Source organism: Trichormus variabilis 0441 (assembly GCF_009856605.1).
Classification (GTDB): domain Bacteria; phylum Cyanobacteriota; class Cyanobacteriia; order Cyanobacteriales; family Nostocaceae; genus Trichormus; species Trichormus variabilis.
Genome location: NZ_CP047242.1, coordinates 5,095,857 through 5,116,350, shown reverse-complemented (window position 1 = coordinate 5,116,350; position 20,494 = coordinate 5,095,857). Strand labels below are relative to the sequence as shown.

Here is a 20,494-nt window from a genome sequence, read left to right as displayed (position 1 = left end):
GTGATTCAAGACGCTGCTTAATGCCCTGCTACCGCTAACAGCACTCAACACTTTTTCCAGTCAGTTTCTCAGACGATGTTACAGTCTCTTGGACTTCATAGTATGAAAACATAAAAAAAACCAAACCGCCAAGCAAATTGCCTATTATATAGCAGTACTTTGCTGATAAGACGAGGCAACTACACTTAAAATCCTTGCCAATGAAGAGTTATGCTGTCACAAATCTTAAAATCACGCCTTGATGAGATGCTTCTTGGTGACAACAGTAATTATGTTTTGATGCAAAAGTTCCTGAATGGCAACCCCTGGTATAGATTTATTAGCAAAAATTAACTACTTTGAGTATCATTAAGGTTGTTCGGCAATTTTCGGTCAATTAAGTTAGGTACTAGAAAAGTATCTGGGAAACGAGTATGAGGGTGCAGGATAGCAGAAGAAAAAATTTTTTAGTTCTGAATTGATATGTCCTTAGCCCCTTTTTCATCTTTCCTCTTGTCATCAGTGCATACTCACTACCTAATGAAAGCGGAAAGCAACTGCGTGTATAGGGGTAACGCAGATGGAAACCATAAGATACGATTTTAAATAAGACCTTTGTGTAATAACTATTACTCAATCGCTTAGGCTAAAATATAGCGTTTTAATTTTTTACATATAGCCGCTTAATTATCATAATGTCGTAATGGAAGACCGATATAGCTTGCAGTCACCTGCTAATCCTTGGATGATCTCGGCTCCCTTTTTTCAAGGGCTACCAGAAACTGCTGTAGAATTAGCCCTCAATCACCTTGTCACTCGTACACACCCAGCTAATCAGGTCATACTACTAGAAAACGACTGGGGCGGCTCTGTATATTTTATAGTCGAAGGTTGGGTAAAAATCCGTACTTATAATCTCGAAGGGAAAGAGGTGACATTGAATATTCTGGGTACGGGAGAATTGTTTGGTGAAATGGCAGCACTAGATGAAGTACCTCGATCCACTGATGTAATTACTTTGACTACCACGATGATTGGTAGTATGCCTTCTCAAGATTTTGTCAAGTTACTACATACAGAACCTTTGGCGGGAGTGCGTTTATCTCAGTTGATGGCTCGGCGCTTGCGACAAGTAAATCGGCGTTTGCGACTGCGGGAATCTGATAGTCAGTCGCGGGTAGCAGACACTTTGCTGTTTTTAGCGGAAGGTCAAGGAAAACGAGGACAAACCGGAACGGAACTCCCTAATTTACCTCATCGAGAGCTAAGTAGTTTGAGCGGGTTGGCACGAGAAACTGTTACCAGGGTATTGACAAGGTTAGAAAAAAAAGGCTTGATTAAGCGAGATCAAGACACTATTTGTATTCCAGATTTGTCAGCCTTAGAGAAAATGTTAATTTAACGAATTTTCAAGATGAGTATTTTAGATTCTCTGCCAGATGAGCCAGAGGAAGAAACATCCCCTGAATCTCTAAATCCCCAAAATCCACCATCAGATCAGCAAGAGCCACAGAAACATAATGCTCAGACCAACGGCGGAGAGCAACACAATTTACTATCTCCCCAGTTGAAAGTTGATGCGCCCTTAAGGATGGTAGAGACGGCTTTCTTAGCAAGCACCGCTAGCCTGATTTGGTTTATCAATTTTTACTTTCCCCTTGGTCCGGTGTTGCGGATATTTTTTCCTGTACCCATTGCATTAGTTTATCTGCGTTGGGGTAAACGAGCAGCATGGATGGCGGCTGTTACTTCTGGTTTATTATTGTCTGTACTGATGGGGCCAGTCCGTAGTCTGTTGTTCGTCATGCCTTTTGCGTTTATGGGTGTGCTGCTAGGAGCAACATGGTATCGTCGCGCTCCCTGGATTGTTTCGATCACACTGGGTACGCTGTTGGGTACTTTAGGGGTCTTTTTTCGGTTGTGGTTGTTGTCTGTGTTGTCGGGAGAAGACCTGTGGATTTATTTAATTACCCAAGTAACAGAACTCATAGAGTGGATATTCTTGAAACTGGGATTATTAAATAGTCCTAGTGTACTTTTGATCCAGTTTGGGGCAGTAGCATTGATTATCATCAATAACTTTATTTATCTGTTTGTTGTACACTTGGCAGCGTGGCTACTCTTAGATCGCTTAGGAAATCCCATTCCCCGTCCACCTCGTTGGGTACAAGTTCTTATGGATTATTGAAAATTAGTCATTAGTCCATAGTCATTAGTCCATAGTCATTAGTCCAAAACCTTCTTGTTTGACCGTTGACAACTGACAAGTGACAACTAACAAATGACAACTGACAACTGACCAATGACTATTCGCATTTATACTGAAATTGAACAGGGTGAGGCTTGGTTGCGACGATATAGCGATCGCCTGCCTTTATTTACTTGTATTCTCGGTTTTACGGAAACTGGTCTAATTCCGGGGATTTCGGCGGCTGGTCGCACCCCAGAGGATCGAAAGTATACTGCTTGTGCTGATGCTGAATTTTTATACTACGGTGCAGAATATCAGCCCCAATATCCTCTACCACCACTAACAGCTGGTGCATCCCCTGTCCTCATATCCCGCGCTGTGATAGAAGCATTCAAAATACCAATTTATTTATTTAATGCGGGTTTACCTCAGTCCCCAGCCATACCAGCAATTGATTTAGGTGGTTGTCCTGCTAAATGTTTGAGTACAGGCGCGGCGATGGAATTAACCACTGTAGAACATCTATTTAAGCAAGGTTTACTTTGGGGGGAACGCCTAGCGGCTGAAGTTCCAGAAGCATATGTAATTCTCAGCGAATGTGTTGTTGGTGGTACTACCACTGCATTGGCAATTTTAACTGGTCTGGGCATAAATGCAGCAGGTAAAGTTAACAGCAGTCACCCAGTTTGTAACCATGAGCAGAAATGGCAAGTGGTACAGCAAGGTTTGGAGGCGGGGAAAGAGGCAGGGGGGCAGGGAGCAGGGTGCAGGGGGGACAAATCCCCAATCGATCCCCTCAAACTAGTCGCCGCAGTTGGTGATCCCATGCAGATTGTGGTGGCGGGAATGGCGATCGCCGCTAGTCGCAGTTGTGGTGTAATGTTAGCTGGCGGTACACAAATGTTAGCGGTTTATGCTCTGGCAAGTGCGATCGCTCAAACTTACAATTTATTTTGGCAACCCACAGTCGTGGTAGTAGGTACAACCCGTTGGGTAGCAGAAGACTCAACGGGCGGTACGGTAGAATTAGCCCTAAATATAGGTAAAAACAGTCAATATCCTCAGATGACAACTCCTTCACTTTTGGCTACCCAACTGAGTTTTTCTGACTCTCAATACCCCCAACTCCAAGCCTATGAGCAAGGATTCGTCAAGGAAGGCGTAGGTGCTGGTGCTGCCTGCATAGCCGCTAATCTTTACAAGAATTGGCAACAACATCAACTTTTACAAGCAATTGAAAACCAGATTCAACGTCTTCCTGATAAATAGAGATTAGGGAAAAAGGAATCACCAAAAAAATACCGGACTCAATCAAGTTACCGGTAAATCCTTGATAGATTGACTTTTGATTAATTAGGTTAGTGAATTCTTTCTCTAAGTAATTGTTCTTCTAAAGCTGCAATTCGATTGTAAGCTGCGGTTAATTGTGCCGTTAGTCGTTGTATTTGAATTTCTGGTGATATGATTTTTTCTCCACTTTGACGGCTCATGTCTAGGTAAACACCGTCTATCAATACGTCCTTATGTTCTAGTTCCTGATTAAAACCAATCTGTCCTTTGAACTGGTAGTTACCAGCCTCATTATTCTCCAGATAATTATCTTTTGCTTCGGTTCTGGCTAAAGAACATTCCGAAAAAGCTTGAGCAACTCTCACATCAAGCTGCTCAATAACCTGGTAGAGGGCATCCAGCTTATGACTCATAGCCAGGATTTGTTGTTGTAATGACTCCATTTAATACCCTCGTCCGCACATTTTCTCTATGTTATTCAATTTACTGACAATGTTAAATATACTTATGAATTATTTAATGTTTCAAACTTTCCTTTGAATAAGGAAACATATTTATTCACTTATCAAAATAATTAAATACTTTATAAATATTCTGCTCATTTTTTAATTAAGTAATGTTAAGAAGTGAGGGATTAAGAAAGGGAAAGCTTTACTGGGTAAACATTTAGAGCTTGATCAACTAACGGTCGCATCATGCCAGAATGTGATTGATCATCTGGATTTATATCTCTTTATAGAAGTTTTTGAGCAAAATTGTATTAATAAATACTTTATGGTATAAGCATTAGAGTTGAGCCATGAGGAAACTATGACAATTGTCCATCTACTAGCTATTGAATTTTTAGAAAAAGCCTTCAGGGATGAAAGAGCTATACTAGCTGCTTGAGTCCTTTAAGCTTTACTATCTCTGTTTAATTTATATATATGTATATTCCTAAATCAATGGATAGACGGTCTTTTTTATTAAGCTTGGGTGGTCTGACTTTATCACAACTACTCGTAGGCTGTACTGGAAATAACCAGACACAACTAAACGTTCAGTTATTAAAAGGTTCTATCCCTGGTCAAGTAGTTAATAAATTTCGCCAAAGTTTAAAACAACAGGCGCAGTTAAAGTTTGCACCAGTTGAACAACTAGAAGAGTTATATAAACGATTGATAAATTGGCAGCATAACCCAAAAGCTCACAATGAGCAAGAATGGACTCGATTCATCCCATTTAGGCAATCTCAAACATTTCCTCTAGCTGATTTGGTGACATTAGGAGATTATTGGTTAACAACAGCAATTGAGAGAAAACTAATTCAACCCATAGAGACAGCGCAATTAAAACAATGGTCTGGCTTAGATTCAAGATGGCGAGAGCTAGTAACGCGTAATGAGCAAGGTATTCCAGACCCACAAGGAAAAGTTTGGGCTGCGCCTTATCGCTGGGGTAGTACAGTAATTGTTTATGACCGTGAGAAGTTTAAGAAATTGGGATGGACACCCCAAGATTGGAGTGATTTGTGGCGTAATGAACTGCGATCGCGTATTTCTTTACTAGACCAACCAAGAGAGGTGATAGGTTTAGTCTTAAAGAAACTAGGAAAATCATACAACATAGAAAACCTCGCAACAGTCCCAGATTTAGAAAAAGAACTGCAAACCTTAAATCAGCAAGTAAAATTCTACAGTTCCAATACCTATTTAGAACCTCTGATTATTGGAGATACTTGGCTAGCAGTTGGTTGGTCAAGTGATGTAATCCCAGTTTTGGCGCGTTATCCCCAACTCAGCCTTGTGATTCCCCGTTCTGGAACGTCCATCTGGGCAGACTTGTGGGTAAGCCCCAAAGAAATTACTCAAGATGCTCTATCATCGCAATGGATTGATTTTTGTTTACAACCCAATATCGCTAGGCAAATTGCTTTACTTACTAAAACCAATTCACCAGTTGTCACTAATATTGGTACTGCTGACATTCAGGAATCATTAGGTAGTTTATTACTAAATAGTCAAGAAGTATTTGCTAAAGGTGAATTTTTGCTTCCCCTACCACCAGAAGCTACAAAACAATACGAAGCTTTATTTGCCAAAATCAAAGGTTAATTCGCAGTCATCAGTCAAATTTCTGCTTCTGGATGTTTTCAGCTAAACCACCATTATCTGATAATGAACTGAGGAAGACATACAGGAAATCTACAGAGGGAATAATGCAAACTCACCAAGAACTATATCTTCCTCGCATGGGTTGTGGAACTTGGGCGTGGGGAAACCAATTGCTCTGGGGATATAACGAAAGTATGGACGAGCAATTACAAGCTGTCTTTAACCTCTGCGTGAGTAATGGTGTCACCTTGTTCGATACAGGGGATTCCTACGGAACAGGACGATTAAACGGTCGTAGTGAGTTGCTGTTAGGACAATTTGCTCAAGAATATCAGGGTGTTAATCAAGAAAATATTTGCATTGCTACCAAATTGGCGGCTTACCCTTGGCGCTGGACACGCCAATCAATGATAAATGCTTGTAAATCCTCTGCTCAACGCTTGGGTAGAAATGTTGATTTGGTACAGATGCACTGGTCAACTGCCAATTATGCACCTTGGCAAGAATCAGGGCTATTAGATGGTTTGGCAGATTTGTATGAGCAGGGTTTAGTGAAGGGAGTGGGACTATCTAATTACGGAACTAAAAGACTGCAACGTGTACATCAAAAGTTTGCAGAGCGAGGAGTACCAATTAAGACACTGCAAGTCCAATATTCCTTATTGTCTACCTATCCTGTGACTGAGTTGGGGCTAAAAGATGTTTGTGATCAACTGGGGATTAAACTAATTGCATATAGCCCTTTAGCTTTAGGGATATTAACAGGAAAATATTCAGAAAAAGGCCCATTTCCAAGAGGTGTCCGGGGTTTATTGTTTAGACAGTTGTTGCCAGGAGTGCGATCGCTTCTCCAATGTTTACAAGATGTGGCACAATCCAGAAATAAAACCATGTCTCAAGTCGCGCTTAACTGGTGTATCGCTAAAGGGACTATTCCCATCCCTGGTGCCAAGTCTGTCAAACAAGCCCAGGAGAACATCGGTGCATTAGGTTGGCAATTAGACTCTGGAGAAATCGCCGAGTTAGATAAAGCGGCTGCAAGTTCTGATAAAAAAATGGTGCAAAATATTTTTCAAACAAAATAAAATTCATCATGATGAGCTAAATAAAATTCCTCGCATCAGTTTGTAACCAACTCGCCAAATCTGAAGTATTAGTGAAGTCTAATAATGCTTCACTTAAAGCATCGAGTTGATCAATAGATAGCAGCGTGATTTGTTGCTGTATATCCGCAGGAATTGTACCCAATCGTCGTGTTAGCTGGCGCGTCAAAGTTTCTAACTTACCTTGTCTAAATCCTTGCTCTCTTCCTTCCTGCAAAATTTCTTGATAAAGCGGTGACTCGCGCATAAGTTCCTCCGTTAAATACTGTTGAATTAGTTGTCTATCAAACTTGATACTAGCCAGTAATTCTACACAAGCGGCAATGTTTTTGCGTTCCTCGCTTTCTTCAATTCTATCTACCTGTGCTGCTACTTGTTCTAGAATGTTTTCTGGGCTATTGGTTTGAGCTAAAACTGCCAATGGTAATAGTGCGGGATTATTTAGCAGAGGTTCGGGGTTTTGCTCCCATAAACGGATGATTCTGAATTGATGTCTGGTTTTGCCAACAGCCAGGGTATCGTTATAAACAGTAGGTGAATTAGTCGGTCTTAAAAAGATGACTACCTGTTCTATCGGACACTCATATTTACGATAGATTCTCAGCCAATAATCAAGCATTCTTACTGGTAGAGGTGGATTAGAGGTGGGGAGAGTTTGAAATTCCAGGTGGAGAATGACGTTGAGTTCTGGTACTTGGAACAAAGCATCAGAGCGAATGGGTTCTAGACTCAACTCAGTAGGTAAAACCTGGATATCTGTTGCATTGCAGTTAAGTAGCCATTGTACAAACGGTAATGGGTACTCGGATGTAAGATAGCGGCAGATGTTATCGTATGCCAAAAGTCTTTGATTGTAAGCTGTAAATAATATTTAGTACAAGATTACTATAAAAAAGGCGATCGCATTCCTCCAGATATTCCCCGCAAATTCCTAGTTTGTTGCTGCCACAATTTGCTAAACTCCAATTCTTGGGGTTCAAATCAAAATAGTTTGAACATGGCGAAGTTAGGGGGTTGCGGAGTGGTGCATGATGAAAATCTAGAACAAATTAATCCCAGAGATTGGTCATGGTCTTTCTGGTTTACTTTGCCACTGTACCCATACGGTAAACGGCGGACTCTCCGGCAAGAGGTTATTAAAGATACAATCTGGACTTTTGACCAGATGCAGGGGATATTTTACGTTGTTGTCCCCATTCGGATGACTGTAGTCAAACTGGATGAGGGAGGTTTACTAGTATATGCACCTGTTGCGCCTACTCCTGAATGTATCCGGTTAGTCAATGAATTGGTGGCAGAATACGGTGATGTGAAGTATATCATCCTGCCAACTATTTCGGGACTAGAACATAAGGTATTTGTCGGCCCCTTCGCCAGATATTTTCCCCAAGCACAGGTATTTGTAGCGCCGAATCAGTGGAGTTTTCCCCTTAATCTTCCTCTCAGTTGGCTGGGTTTACCGAATAAACGCACTCATTTACTCCCGGAAGATAGTAGCCAAGCTCCCTTTGCTGATGAGTTCGACTATGCAATATTAGATACAATTGACCTTGGCCCTGGTAAGTTTGCAGAGGTGGTATTTTTACACAAGCGATCGCATACTTTACTTGTAACAGATTCAGTCGTTTCTGTACCGGCAGATCCGCCGGCGATCGTCCAATTAGACCCCTATCCCTTGCTATTCCACGCCAAAGATCAAGCCTCGGATATCGTTGTAGACAATCAAGCCAACCGCCGCAAGGGATGGGAACGCATCAGCTTATTTGCTTTGTATTTCCGTCCCAGTGCTGTAGATGTACCTAAATGGTCTGAGGTATGGAATGAAGCCTTAAAAGCGCCAGAACGCTCATATAGAGCTTATTTTGGCTTGTTTCCTTTCAAATGGCAAGATGATTGGAGGCGATCGTTTGAGGCTTTGCGGGGGGATGGGCGTTTATTTGTCGCGCCAGTTCTACAGACATTGATTCTCAATCGCGCACCAAAAGAAACCATTCACTGGGCTAATAAAGTAGCAAGTTGGGATTTTCAGTGGATTATTCCCTGTCATTTTGATGCACCCATTAAAGCAGCACCCCATCAATTTCGCCAAGCCTTCTCCTTCTTAGAAAAACAGCCTGCTGTCAGTGCAGGTGTGTTCAATAGTGCTAGCTATCCCTTACCAGAAAAAGATTTTCAAGTTTTGCAAGAAATTGATAGCGGATTATCCAAAAGCAGAATTGTTCCACCAGCCAAAGAGCAGGTGTAACTCATACATCAAATACAATATCTCATTAATTCATAGCGAGTTAACTAGACTAACACTCCGCGTTCCTCCGCGTTTACTTAGCCTTCCTCTGCGTTTAAAAAATTCACACATTGACACAAAGCAAATATAAACGCAATAAATATTTATTATTGAAGTCAATGACTCCTGAATAGTCTTATTTTATACTTTATAAAGTATAGTTAAATATCCCACTCTATAAGAATAAATTTATGCAATACGAAGTCAAAATTATAGAACCGACAGATTTGTGGTATCTACAAAATAACATTAATAAAGACACCAACAAATATTATCACCCTACTAAAAATATCCCTTTTGTTCAGCAAGTTGAAATAAAAATCGAAAACTCTGGGGTTGTCATTCAAAAAGGTGCTTTGCATAGATGTTTAGGTAAATTAACTCATGGTGTTTACAAAACTGATAATCGATTAAAAGATGTCTGGGTAGCTTTAATGACGGAGATAGATTATAACGCTCCTGTTTATAAAGGTAGTGGGAATGTCTATCTCGAACCTAGAGCCAAAGGTCAATTTTTACATTACACAGATATTGAAATATCAGACCAAGAACAATGGGAATTTGATGATGGTATATTCCAATTTTGTTCTGACAATGTGATTTTAGGAACCAAAAAACTGAAATTTCGCCAGATGTCTGGTTCGGCTGATGGTAGATGGAGAATTGCCATTAAAGCCTTAGCAGGACAAACAGCTAAAGTTGTCACAGGTACAAATACCCCTGCGAGGATTATTGAAATTCACAGAGGTGAAACCGTCATTGCTGACTATGACTTAGTGAAAGGATTTACCAATGGAATTCAAGAAGATTACCGGAAATTAGGACACTTTGGTAAAGGTGGCGGAGAAGGTTTTGTTTGGATATATGAAGGTCAAGGTAAGTTATTAATATCTGAAACCGACGGTATGGGATTGGGTTAAATGATTTGATTATTTGATAGTTTCTTAGTTCTAATTTCTTTTTTTACTATTTCTTGAAATCTATTCACGTCAGTATTGAAAATACTGGTATCGTCTGTTATGATTTCCGAAAATATAGTAAAAAATATTACACAATGGATAATCAAGATGCCCTCATCGATGAGCCAGTAATCATTGTAGAATTCGCCCCCAGTGCTGGGATGAGGTCAGTTAGCGTGGCACCAGCAGACATCGCCAAAGAATCGGCGAAAGCCTTGGATAAAGCCATGCTGACTATCCGGCAAATGGCACAAAAGACGATAGCAACAATCGATACATTATCTAACAAGCCATCGGAAGTGGAATTAGAATTTGGCATCAAGTTAAATACTGAAGCGGGCGCAATTATTGCCAAAACTTCGGGAGAAGCCAGCCTCAAGGTAAAGTTACTCTGGGAGCGTAAAGATTCCAATAATGAGCCAGATTCAAAATCTGCGTAACTTTACTGTGCAAATTCGCGGTGTCAATAATGTGATTGTTGGCACCGGTTTTGTAGTCTCCCTTACCGGACAAATTGTCACCTGTTGTCATGTGGTGCGGGATGCAGGGGGAGAAGTTGCTGAGGGAGTAGAAATTAATGTCTACTTCCCCAAAGCAATTAAGCCAGAACAGAAAGCACATATAGCCACAGTTACAGCTTGTTTTTTAGACCATGATGATGATGTGGTTGTGTTGCAACTGGACACGGCTACACTCCCAGATGGGATAGAACCCGCAATTCTGGGGATGGCGGAAGGTTCAGCAGGTAACAAATTCCGGAGTTTTGGCTACCGCCGACTGCAAAATTACCAAGGACTACCAGCGCATGGTGAAATAGTAGACTTTGCTGAATCACCAGAGGCGCTGATTTTGCACAGCGACCCTGTAATGTTGAATAGCCAGCATATCGACAGTGGTATGAGTGGTTCCGCCGTTCTGGATATTGAACGTAACTTAGTAGTGGGTGTGATTGCGGAAACTTGGGACTCTGGGGAAAGTGAAAAAGACCGGGACACAAGTTTTGCTGTTGATTGTCGAGTCCTCACTTTTGACCCCATGTCTTTACCATTAGCAGATGCACTACCTACACCCCAGCCTACAATTAACGCAAACCCTACAGGAGAGCAACCAGTGTCTCAACCAGGGATAATCTCGAACCTGAATAATGCACCAGCACCTTTAGAAGAATGGGTGGGTAGAGCAGATTTTCTCAAAACACTAAATCAGGATTGGGTTGACTCTAATTGCTCAATTGTGGGACTTATTGGTTTTGGTGGCGAGGGTAAAAGTTCCCTCACCCGTCGCTGGTTGGAAGATTTGCTGCAAGATTCATCTTTACCTCAACCTACTGGCGTGTTTTGGTGGGGTTTTTATGAAAAGAATAATGTGCTTGAGTTTTTGGAAGCTGCACTAGAATTTTTAGTTCCAGGAATTGATCCTTATAAAGTGACTTGGGCAGAAAAAGTCAACTTTATTCATGGAATGCTCAAAAGTGGGCGTTATCTTTTCATTTTAGATGGGTTGGAAGTACTGCAACAGGAAGAGGGAGATGACTACGGCGAATTAACTAATTTAGAACTACGGGATTTTTTGCGGGAGTTTGCGGCGGGAGAACATGAATCATTTTGTTTGATTAACAGCCGTGCGCCACTGGTAGACCTGATTGATTTCACCACTTACACCCATCGGGATGTAGAGCGCTTGAGCCAAGAAGAGGGGCGCACTTTATTACGAAAAGTTGGTGTCAAAGGTGCTGATAATGAACTGAATAAAATTGTGGAAAATTGGGACGGCTATGCTTTGGTTCTCAGTTTGCTGGGAGCTTATTTAGTGGATGTGCATAATGGCAATGTAAAATATATCCGTGAAATTAAGCCACCTACAGCAAGTGAACCTCGTTATGAGAGAGTACAGCGAGTACTGCGTCGCTATGATGAGCATTTAACACAAGCTGAAAAAGAGTTTTTAACAATATTTAGTGCGTTCCGGTTAGCTGTTCCGCCATCACTGTTTACCTCAGTATTTCAAGGCGTACTCCCAGGAAAACTACCACGCGACAGAGATCAGCCGAGATCAACACTAGATGGTTTATTTCTGAAATTCCAACGTTTGTATTGGCGGTTCATTGATCGTTTATTTCCTAGCCAACGCAGGGTAGCAGCTAGACTCAAAAGACAGCTGAATGCGCCATTAGCTGACTTACGAGGTTCTACCTTTAATGGGATGATTCGACGATTGCTAAATTATCGCATCTTGCGCTTTTACCCAGAGGCAAATTACTACACAATGCACCCGCTTATTAGCGCCCACTACTCTCAGCGACTAGAGAATAATTTGGGTGTGCAAGCGAAGGAAATTCATCAACGCATTGCAGATTATTACCTCAGAATTGCTGGGCCAATACCAGAAAACCCCAGTATAGAAAGTTTGGCTTTCCCAATTGAGGCAGTGCATCACCTCTGTTGTGCTGGTAGTTATGATGAGGCTTTCAATGTTTTTTGGGAGCGTGTATTACAAGGCATAAATTTTGTTTTACTCGACAAACTAAGTGCCTGGGATATTAACCTAGCTTTGATGGTAGAATTTTTTCCTAATGGCGATACTTCCCAAGAGCCACAGGTCGGTACTCTTGCGAAAAAATGTTGGATATTACAAAATGTTGCCCAAAGTTTAATGAGTGTGGGTCGTTTGGCTGAAGCCTTACCTCTCTATGAGCGTGTTATTACTATTTATCCAAGCACAAAACATTGGCTCAACATCAGCATCTCATACCAAAACCTAGCAGTGCTATATGAATCTCTCGGAAAGCTTGAAGCTAGTGCTGATGCTGATAGGGAAGCATTAAATCTTGCTCGTCGTGCTGGAAGCAAGGAAGGTAAGCTCAGTTCATTAAGGTGGCAAGGATGGGTTGCACACTTGCAGGGTGATAATGAGATAGCCAGTGCATTTTTTCAACAGGCAGAAGCATTGCAACCAGAAATTGACTCCTCCAGTAAGCTTTATCTACACTTCTTGAATGGCATCATTCAAGTTAATTATCTGCGGCGAGTAGGAAGTAGTGACCATGCACGGCAGGTAACAGAGACAAACTTAGAGATTTACCAACGCAATAACTGCCCTGCTACAGTAAGTAGTTATTATCGTGTGTTAGGCGATCTAGATACAGATGCTGGGCAACACGACAATGCCTACGAATATTATAATGAAGCCCTCAAAATTGCTCGTAGTATATCTGAGCGAGCCGTCCTGATTGAAGCACTACTAGCACGGGGGAGGTGGGCGGCGCGTCAGGGTGATGTTGCGGCGGCGCGTAGTGATTTAGAAGAAGCGCTGAATTATGCCTGTACTGGTGGTTATCGCCTTTCTGAAGCGGATATCCGTGTTGCTTTGGGGTGGATGCACCTGGCAAACCACAATTACCCAGCAGCGACGACGGAAGCAGAAAAGGCTCGCTTAATGAGTGATGAAATGGGCTATTATTGGGGTCGCGTTGATGCTGATGAAGTTTTGCAAGCTTTAAAACAGAATTTCTAAATTTTGTTCTGACTTATTTATGAGCAATAGGGTTCGGTTGGTGTTAGTTCGATAGATTTGGAATAACCCCTCTCCATAGCTTGCTTCCCGCAGGGTACCTCTCCCCGCGCCGGATACTGTTGGCGAATTGATAGAGGGCAAAACCAATCATCACAAAATAGAAAATCAGGAATACTATGAGGCAGTGGGAGCAATTCGAGCAAAGTGAGAAACGCGAGTCTGACTGCGTGGGACATGTTGCCACCAATCCCACATCCGACTGAAGTTGATAGCAGCAGCAGTAATGACATGCTGCAAGAGAGTTTTGGCAAGACCAATGTAGCGACAACGGCGTAATTGGTAGCGACCAGTAGCTTGGGAAATCAAGCCTTCAACGCCAGCACGTTGGTGATAAATTTGTTGAAAAGATTCAGTTTTTTGGCGAATGCGAGCATCATGTAATGCAAGATGTAGTTCCTGTGGTTTGAGGGTCAGAAGACGCGGTAGTTTTTTGGAGCGAGTGCATTTTGAGCGACTTGAACAAAGCGAACAATCGGATTTGTCAAATTGTATTTTGACTACTGGATTGTCATGGCTATCGACAGTTGTACGCCAGGACTTACTTTGTTTACCCATTGGGCAATCAACACGCATCAAATCCCAATGAATAGTGAAGCAATTTTGCTCAAAGCCGGATTGTGCTGTTGCTTGCCAACTAGTTCCGGGGGGAACTTTTCCTACTAAATCAACATGAAAATGGGATTGACTATCGACTAAGTTTTGAGCATTGACATAGCCAGTATCGACAACATGTTCTTGTGGCAAAAGATTGTTCTGGTTTAAACGAGAATGAATTACTGGTGTCATCTCAACATCCGCACTTGTGGCCACGGACGTTTCCACATTGATAATTAAGTTTGGCAGTATGGGGTGACAAATTTCTGTCAGATGCAGATTATAACCAGTCCAGTTGATTTCTCGCTTGCTGGAATTGCGTGCATCAACATCGTAAGGAGATTCAATCTGTAGTCTATTTGGTGGTAAGTTATCTTGTTCTCGCCAATAGACTTGTTGCAATTGAATATAGTATTGTTGCACCCAAACTATACGTAATGTTTCCACTGATGGAATCTGCCACAGCCAATTACAAGTTGAGTCTGCATACAAAGCGGATAGCAAATGATGACCATCCTCACCAATTTTTCGCCTCAATTTCTCACGTTCGGCTTTTGATTTGGGCAAGCGGTATTGCTCAAATCTCAGGGAGTAACGTTCAAACCAATCAACGTCAACTCTCGATTTGAGCCAATCAGGGGCAAAATAAGCCAAGTCATTTAAGGTATGACGTAAAGTTTCTCCCACTAATTCCAAACGATTTAACTGTCGTACTGCGGCTAATACGTGAGTTGAATCAGTTCTGACACGGCCGCGATTTTTGAGCCAACCTAGTTCTTGGAAACGAGCTAGCATTTGGTTGAGTAACTCTCGCTCTCGTCCTGCTTTGATTAATCGCTGACGAAATTCTGAAAGTACTGAATAATCAAACCCTGGGTCATTTAATTCCAACGATAGTGCGTATTTCCAATCAATATGACCCCTCACTGCATCCGCCGCTTGTCTATCCGTTAAACCTTCGATAAATTGCATTACTGTCACTAATGCCAGTTGTCCTGCTGATATTCCACTTTGACCACAATCTGCGCGGTAAAGTTTGACAAAATCCTCATCCTTATATAACACTCCTATTTCATCCCGCATCTTCATATATATGTTCCCTTTGGGAAATGAATTCCGGGCTACTTGCGCTGTTGTTTCAGGAATCTGCGACATATCACGCGGGTGCAGGGTCATAATCTTTGTAGATGCTACGCTCAATATACTTATTCTCTTTTTTCCACTGTTCCAAACTCTTGAGGGGCTTAACCCTTCAATAATTCGCCAACAGTATCCGCGCCGGGGAGAGGCTTAAAAGCTTCATGAATATCAAAGACTCGTCCGTGAGTATTTATGATTGGCTCACGAATATCAAAGACTTGTCCGTGAGTATTTATGACTGGCTCACGAATATCAAAAACTTGTCCGTGAGTATTTATGACTGGCTCACGAATATCAAAAACTTGTCCGCGAGTATTTATGACTCGTTCACGAATATCAAAAACTCGTCCGCAAGTATTTATGACTTGCTCATGAGTATCAAAGACTCATCCGTGAGTATTTATGACTCGCTCATGAGTATCAAAGACTTGTCTGGGAGTATTTAGGGAACACCAAAAAAGAAATTATTCCAAATTGACGGTTAGTAGGGTGCGTCAGTATGAATAATTTTTTGGTACAGCTAAGTTTTCTCGCACTGACGCACCCTACATTTGGGATATTTTTTTATCTGGAAGTCCCTTATGACTTGCTGACGGAGTTTAAACACTCATTTACTAGTTCCTAGAAGCGGGAAGAGAAACAAGTGTAACTCCGTTGTAGCGATCGCCCCTTTAATCTTGAGACTCAATTAACTTGAAACCCCAAGGCTTGAGAGCTGCGATCGCTATTTCACGATCTACGCCTTCATAAAGTTCCCATTCATGGGGGTGTTCTTTGGGGTGTCCTTCGCCGACGTTACCTGCAACTTTGATGACTGGAAAGTTAGCCACGCGATCGCGCTCTAATCCTTTGGGTAGCGCTAGCTGGACTTTCCGACCGATAAATTTTGACATACCAGAGTTAGCCACAGATTCACGGATTAAACAGATATCACCAGCAGTACCCCAAGTAGTTTGGTAAATGTAGAGAAATGATATGTAGGTTTCTGGTTTAATTGACCTTTTAAGAACTTTCATGAACTGTAATCCTTACACAAAGAGTAAAAAATCCTATGAGTGTTGTCTATCTTTGGCTACAACTACTTTAATTTTGCAACACCAAAATCACGTTTATAGTGTTTTCTAGTCTGCTGGCGTGCCAATTTATCTGCGTCCATCTGGGGTTAAGTCTTTCTTGTTCTCATTTACTACGTCGTGCGTATCAGTCGGGAGTTGTCATGTCAGTGGTTTTTGACCTGGTTTAATGATCTAGCGGCTGAATTTCCCTGTTCCCCTTTTACTCATAGAAACTTTGTTTGATGTTCGACTGTAGGTAACGCCGTGTGCAACTTTCTCTCACACCTAACCTAACCCCCAACCCCTTCCCTACGAGGGAAGGGGAGCAAGATTAAAAGCCTCTCTCCTTGCAGGGGAGCCAGTTGCGTGGGCGGGTTTCCCGACTTGAGCAAACTGGCGTGAGAGGTTTGGAGAGGGGTTTCAAAAATAAGTCGCACATTGTGTTAGGCAATGATTTCCGGTCGGTAGCAGACAAAAGCTGCATCAATGCCAATACTCAGCATACGAAACTCTCGCAATTATGGAAAATAATATATGTAAGTTGAGTATCGTAAGGCTCACTTGATTTCCTCATTTCCTCTAGGAAAATATGACTCATCCTTTCCTGAAACGCCTGCACAGTCCGGAATTTCCGGTTATCGTCTTCGACGGTGCAATGGGAACTAATCTACAAACCCAAAACCTCACGGCTGAGGATTTCGGGGGTGTGCAGTATGAAGGTTGTAACGAATACCTAGTCCACACCAAACCTGAAGCTGTCGCCAAGGTTCACCGCGACTTTCTCGCCGTGGGTGCAGATGTTATCGAAACTGATACTTTCGGCGCGACATCGATTGTTTTGGCAGAATATGATTTAGCAGACCAAACGTATTACCTGAATAAGAAAGCTGCTGAATTAGCGAAAAGTGTTGCTGCTGAATTCTCCACCCCGGATAAACCCCGGTTTGTCGCCGGTTCCATCGGCCCCACAACCAAACTTCCCACCTTAGGACATATTGACTTTGACACCCTCAAAACTGCTTTTGCTGAACAAGCAGAAGCACTGTTAGATGGTGGTGTGGATTTACTTTTGGTGGAGACTTGCCAAGATGTGCTGCAAATCAAAGCGGCGCTGAATGGGATTGAAGAAGTTTTCGCCAAGAGAGGGGAACGCATACCCCTCATGGTGTCCGTGACAATGGAAAGTATGGGGACAATGTTGGTCGGTTCCGAAATCAACGCCGTCCTGACAATTTTAGAACCTTTCCCAATTGATATTCTCGGTCTGAACTGTGCCACAGGCCCAGACTTGATGAAACCACATATTAAATATTTGGCTGAACATTCGCCCTTTGTGGTTTCTTGTATTCCTAATGCGGGTTTACCGGAAAACGTTGGAGGTCAAGCACACTACCGCTTAACACCAATGGAATTACGTATGGCGTTGATGCACTTTGTTGAAGATTTGGGTGTCCAAGTGATCGGGGGTTGCTGTGGGACACGTCCAGAACACATTCAACAATTGGCGGAAATTGCCAAGGACTTAAAGCCGAAGGTGAGACAACCAAGTTTAGAACCTGCGGCTGCATCAATATATAGTACTCAAACCTACGAACAAGATAATTCTTTCTTGATTGTGGGTGAACGTCTCAACGCCAGTGGTTCCAAAAAATGCCGTGATTTGCTAAATGCGGAAGATTGGGACGGATTGGTATCAATGGCGCGATCGCAAGTCAAGGAAGGCGCACATATCCTGGATGTCAACGTGGATTATGTGGGACGGGACGGTGTGCGAGATATGCACGAACTAGTTTCCCGCATTGTGAATAATGTCACACTCCCCTTAATGCTCGACTCCACCGAATGGGAAAAGATGGAGGCGGGATTGAAGGTAGCTGGTGGTAAGTGTTTGCTAAACTCCACCAACTACGAAGATGGGGAACCACGTTTTTTAAAAGTGCTGGAGTTGGCAAAGAAATACGGTGCTGGTGTTGTCATTGGTACAATCGACGAAGAAGGAATGGCGCGGACGGCAGAGAAAAAGTTTCAAATTGCCCAGCGTGCCTATCGTCAAGCGGTAGAATATGGGATTCCCCCCACAGAAATATTCTTTGATACCTTAGCGCTACCAATTTCCACAGGGATTGAAGAAGACAGGGAAAATGGCAAGGCGACAATTGAATCAATTAGCCGTATCCGTCAGCAATTGCCAGGGTGTCACGTTATTTTAGGGGTGTCCAATATATCCTTTGGCTTGAGTCCAGCTTCCCGGATGGTCTTAAACTCTGTGTTTCTCCATGAAGCAACGGCAGCTGGCATGGATGCAGCGATCGTCAGTGCTAGCAAGATTCTACCACTCTCGAAGATTGAAGACCGTCATCAGGAGGTATGCCGCCAGTTAATTTATGACCAGCGCCAATTTGACGGCGATGTCTGCATCTACGACCCCTTAACAGAACTAACCAAATTATTTGAGGGAGTCACCACCAAACGCAACAAAGGCGTTGATGAAAGCTTACCCATCGAAGAACGCCTCAAACGCCACATTATCGACGGAGAACGCATTGGTTTAGAAGCGCAACTGACAAAAGCCTTAGAACAATATCCCCCCCTAGAAATTATCAACACTTTCTTACTAGATGGGATGAAAGTAGTCGGGGAATTGTTCGGTTCCGGACAAATGCAGCTACCTTTCGTTTTACAGTCAGCCGAAACCATGAAAGCGGCGGTAGCCTACCTAGAACCGTTCATGGAAAAATCGGAAAGTGGCAATAATGCCAAGGGTAAAGTAATTATTGCCACCGTGAAAGGCGATGTTCACGACATTGGTAAAAACCTAGTGGATATTATCTTGTCCAACAACGGCTACAAGGTAATTAACCTGGGAATTAAACAGCCGGTGGAAAATATCATCGAAGCTTACAACCAACACAAAGCTGATTGTATTGCCATGAGTGGCTTGCTAGTAAAATCCACCGCATTCATGAAAGAGAATTTGGAGGTTTTCAACGAAAAAGGCATTAATGTTCCTGTAATTTTAGGTGGTGCGGCATTAACCCCGAAATTCGTGCATAAAGATTGCCAAAACACCTACAAAGGTAAAGTCATCTACGGCAAAGATGCTTTCTCAGACCTACATTTCATGGATAAATTAATGCCAGCCAAAGCCACTGGTAAATGGGACAATTTCTTAGGATTCTTGGATGAAGTAGAAACCGAGGAAACAGAACCTACCAATTCCCAATCCCCAGTCCCCAATTCCCAATCCCCAGTCCCCAGTCCCCAATCCCCAGTCCCCGTAGACACCAGACGTTCCGAAGCCGTAGCCGTAGACATCCCCCGTCCCACACCACCATTCTGGGGAACCCAATTATTACAGCCTAGCGATATTTCCTTAGAAGAAATATTCTGGCATATGGATTTGCAAGCCTTGGTTGCAGGACAATGGCAATTCCGCAAACCCAAAGAACAATCAAAGGAAGAATATCAAGCCTTCCTAAATGAGCAAGTTTATCCAATTTTAGAAACTTGGAAACAGCGCATCATTGCAGAAAACCTGTTACATCCCCAGGTAATTTATGGGTATTTTCCTTGTCAATCTGAGGGTAATACTTTGTATGTTTACGACAGTAACAGCCCAAATGCCAAAGAAATCACTCAGTTTGAATTTCCCCGACAAAAGTCATCAAGAAGATTGTGCATTGCCGATTTCTTTGCACCGAAAGATTCGGGAATCATCGATGTCTTCCCCATGCAGGCGGTGACTGTAGGAGATATTGCTACAGAGTTCGCGCAAAAACTGTTTGCGAATAATCAGTACACTGATTATCTTTATTTTCACGGTTTAGCGGTGCAAGTAGCAGAAGCCTTGGCTGAGTGGACACACGCCAGAATCCGCCGTGAGTTAGGGTTCGGTGCTGAAGAACCGGACAATATCCGGGATATTTTGGCACAACGCTATCAGGGTTCCCGGTATAGTTTTGGCTACCCAGCTTGTCCCAATATTCAAGACCAGTTTAAGCAGCTGGATTTGTTGGAGACTAGCCGAATTAATTTATACATGGATGAAAGTGAGCAACTTTATCCAGAACAGTCTACAACGGCGATTATTACCTATCACCCAGTAGCTAAGTACTTTACGGCGTAGGTGAAGAAGACGCGATTCATCGCGTCCTACAAATGGTTTATTTGTCGCATTCTTTTTTCAAATTGGTGTAATTTGTTGACGGTTGACAGTTGACAGTTAACCGTCAA

At 42.5% G+C, this 20,494-nt stretch carries 15 protein-coding genes; 11 read left to right on the top strand and 4 right to left on the bottom strand.

The annotated features are described in order from the left end of the window. Positions 1-682 precede the first annotated feature (682 nt). From GSQ19_RS21080 to cobT, 3 genes are all read left to right on the top strand, one after another. Positions 683-1,381 carry a Crp/Fnr family transcriptional regulator gene (locus GSQ19_RS21080; protein ID WP_011319805.1) on the top strand — a complete coding sequence of 233 codons (699 nt, stop codon included), beginning with the start codon at positions 683-685 and terminating at the stop codon, positions 1,379-1,381. 12 nt (positions 1,382-1,393) lie between these two features. Continuing rightward, on the top strand, positions 1,394-2,167 hold the full coding sequence (locus GSQ19_RS21075; protein WP_011319804.1) for a DUF2232 domain-containing protein: 774 nt from the start codon (positions 1,394-1,396) through the stop codon (positions 2,165-2,167). A 114-nt stretch (positions 2,168-2,281) separates the two neighbouring features. Continuing rightward, positions 2,282-3,439 carry a nicotinate mononucleotide-dependent phosphoribosyltransferase CobT gene (gene cobT / locus GSQ19_RS21070; RefSeq protein WP_011319803.1) on the top strand — a complete coding sequence of 386 codons (1,158 nt, stop codon included), beginning with the start codon at positions 2,282-2,284 and terminating at the stop codon, positions 3,437-3,439. A gap of 89 nt (positions 3,440-3,528) precedes the next feature. Here cobT and GSQ19_RS21065 read toward each other — a convergent pair whose 3' ends face one another. Continuing rightward, positions 3,529-3,903, bottom strand: a complete 375-nt coding sequence (locus GSQ19_RS21065; protein WP_011319802.1) for a hypothetical protein — start codon at positions 3,901-3,903, stop codon at positions 3,529-3,531. Positions 3,904-4,404: 501 nt separating this feature from the next. Here GSQ19_RS21065 and GSQ19_RS21060 point away from each other — a divergent pair. Beyond that, entirely contained in the window at positions 4,405-5,553 is a 1,149-nt protein-coding gene (locus GSQ19_RS21060; RefSeq protein ID WP_224312012.1) for an extracellular solute-binding protein, read from the top strand. Between the two features lie 104 nt (positions 5,554-5,657). Further along, a complete protein-coding gene (locus GSQ19_RS21055; protein WP_011319800.1) occupies positions 5,658-6,638 on the top strand; it encodes an aldo/keto reductase in 981 nt (326 codons plus the stop codon). Positions 6,639-6,654: 16 nt separating this feature from the next. On the opposite strand, the gene GSQ19_RS21050 is transcribed toward GSQ19_RS21055, so the two are convergent. Continuing rightward, complete coding sequence (locus GSQ19_RS21050; protein WP_011319799.1) at positions 6,655-7,497, bottom strand: DUF4351 domain-containing protein; 843 nt, start codon at positions 7,495-7,497, stop codon at positions 6,655-6,657. 156 nt (positions 7,498-7,653) lie between these two features. On the opposite strand from GSQ19_RS21050, the gene GSQ19_RS21045 reads away from it, so the two are divergent. The 4 genes from GSQ19_RS21045 to GSQ19_RS30075 all read left to right on the top strand — a co-directional run bounded on the left by GSQ19_RS21045 (position 7,654) and on the right by GSQ19_RS30075 (position 13,412). Next, a complete protein-coding gene (locus GSQ19_RS21045; RefSeq protein WP_011319798.1) occupies positions 7,654-8,901 on the top strand; it encodes a DUF4336 domain-containing protein in 1,248 nt (415 codons plus the stop codon). A 230-nt stretch (positions 8,902-9,131) separates the two neighbouring features. Beyond that, positions 9,132-9,860: an AIM24 family protein gene (locus GSQ19_RS21040; RefSeq protein WP_011319797.1), complete on the top strand. Its 729-nt coding sequence runs from the start codon at positions 9,132-9,134 to the stop codon at positions 9,858-9,860. 134 nt (positions 9,861-9,994) lie between these two features. Next, positions 9,995-10,339 (top strand): CU044_2847 family protein, encoded by a 345-nt coding sequence (locus tag GSQ19_RS21035; protein ID WP_011319796.1) that lies wholly within the window; start codon positions 9,995-9,997, stop codon positions 10,337-10,339. Continuing rightward, complete coding sequence (locus tag GSQ19_RS30075) at positions 10,314-13,412, top strand: tetratricopeptide repeat protein (protein WP_199313060.1); 3,099 nt, start codon at positions 10,314-10,316, stop codon at positions 13,410-13,412. The genes GSQ19_RS21035 and GSQ19_RS30075 overlap by 26 nt, the downstream gene beginning before the upstream one ends. A 174-nt stretch (positions 13,413-13,586) precedes the next feature. On the opposite strand, the gene GSQ19_RS21020 is transcribed toward GSQ19_RS30075, so the two are convergent. Then, positions 13,587-15,242, bottom strand: coding sequence for an IS5-like element ISAva5 family transposase (locus GSQ19_RS21020; protein ID WP_041455935.1), 1,656 nt, complete (start codon positions 15,240-15,242; stop codon positions 13,587-13,589). A gap of 125 nt (positions 15,243-15,367) precedes the next feature. On the opposite strand from GSQ19_RS21020, the gene GSQ19_RS21015 reads away from it, so the two are divergent. After that, positions 15,368-15,652, top strand: coding sequence for a hypothetical protein (locus GSQ19_RS21015; protein WP_158647767.1), 285 nt, complete (start codon positions 15,368-15,370; stop codon positions 15,650-15,652). Between the two features lie 225 nt (positions 15,653-15,877). Here GSQ19_RS21015 and GSQ19_RS21010 read toward each other — a convergent pair whose 3' ends face one another. Further along, positions 15,878-16,222 (bottom strand): hypothetical protein, encoded by a 345-nt coding sequence (locus GSQ19_RS21010; RefSeq protein WP_011319794.1) that lies wholly within the window; start codon positions 16,220-16,222, stop codon positions 15,878-15,880. A gap of 628 nt (positions 16,223-16,850) precedes the next feature. On the opposite strand from GSQ19_RS21010, the gene metH reads away from it, so the two are divergent. Continuing rightward, the gene (metH, locus tag GSQ19_RS21005; protein ID WP_011319793.1) at positions 16,851-20,387 is read left to right on the top strand and encodes a methionine synthase; all 3,537 of its coding nucleotides are present in this window, start codon (positions 16,851-16,853) and stop codon (positions 20,385-20,387) included. Positions 20,388-20,494: the final 107 nt, after the last annotated feature.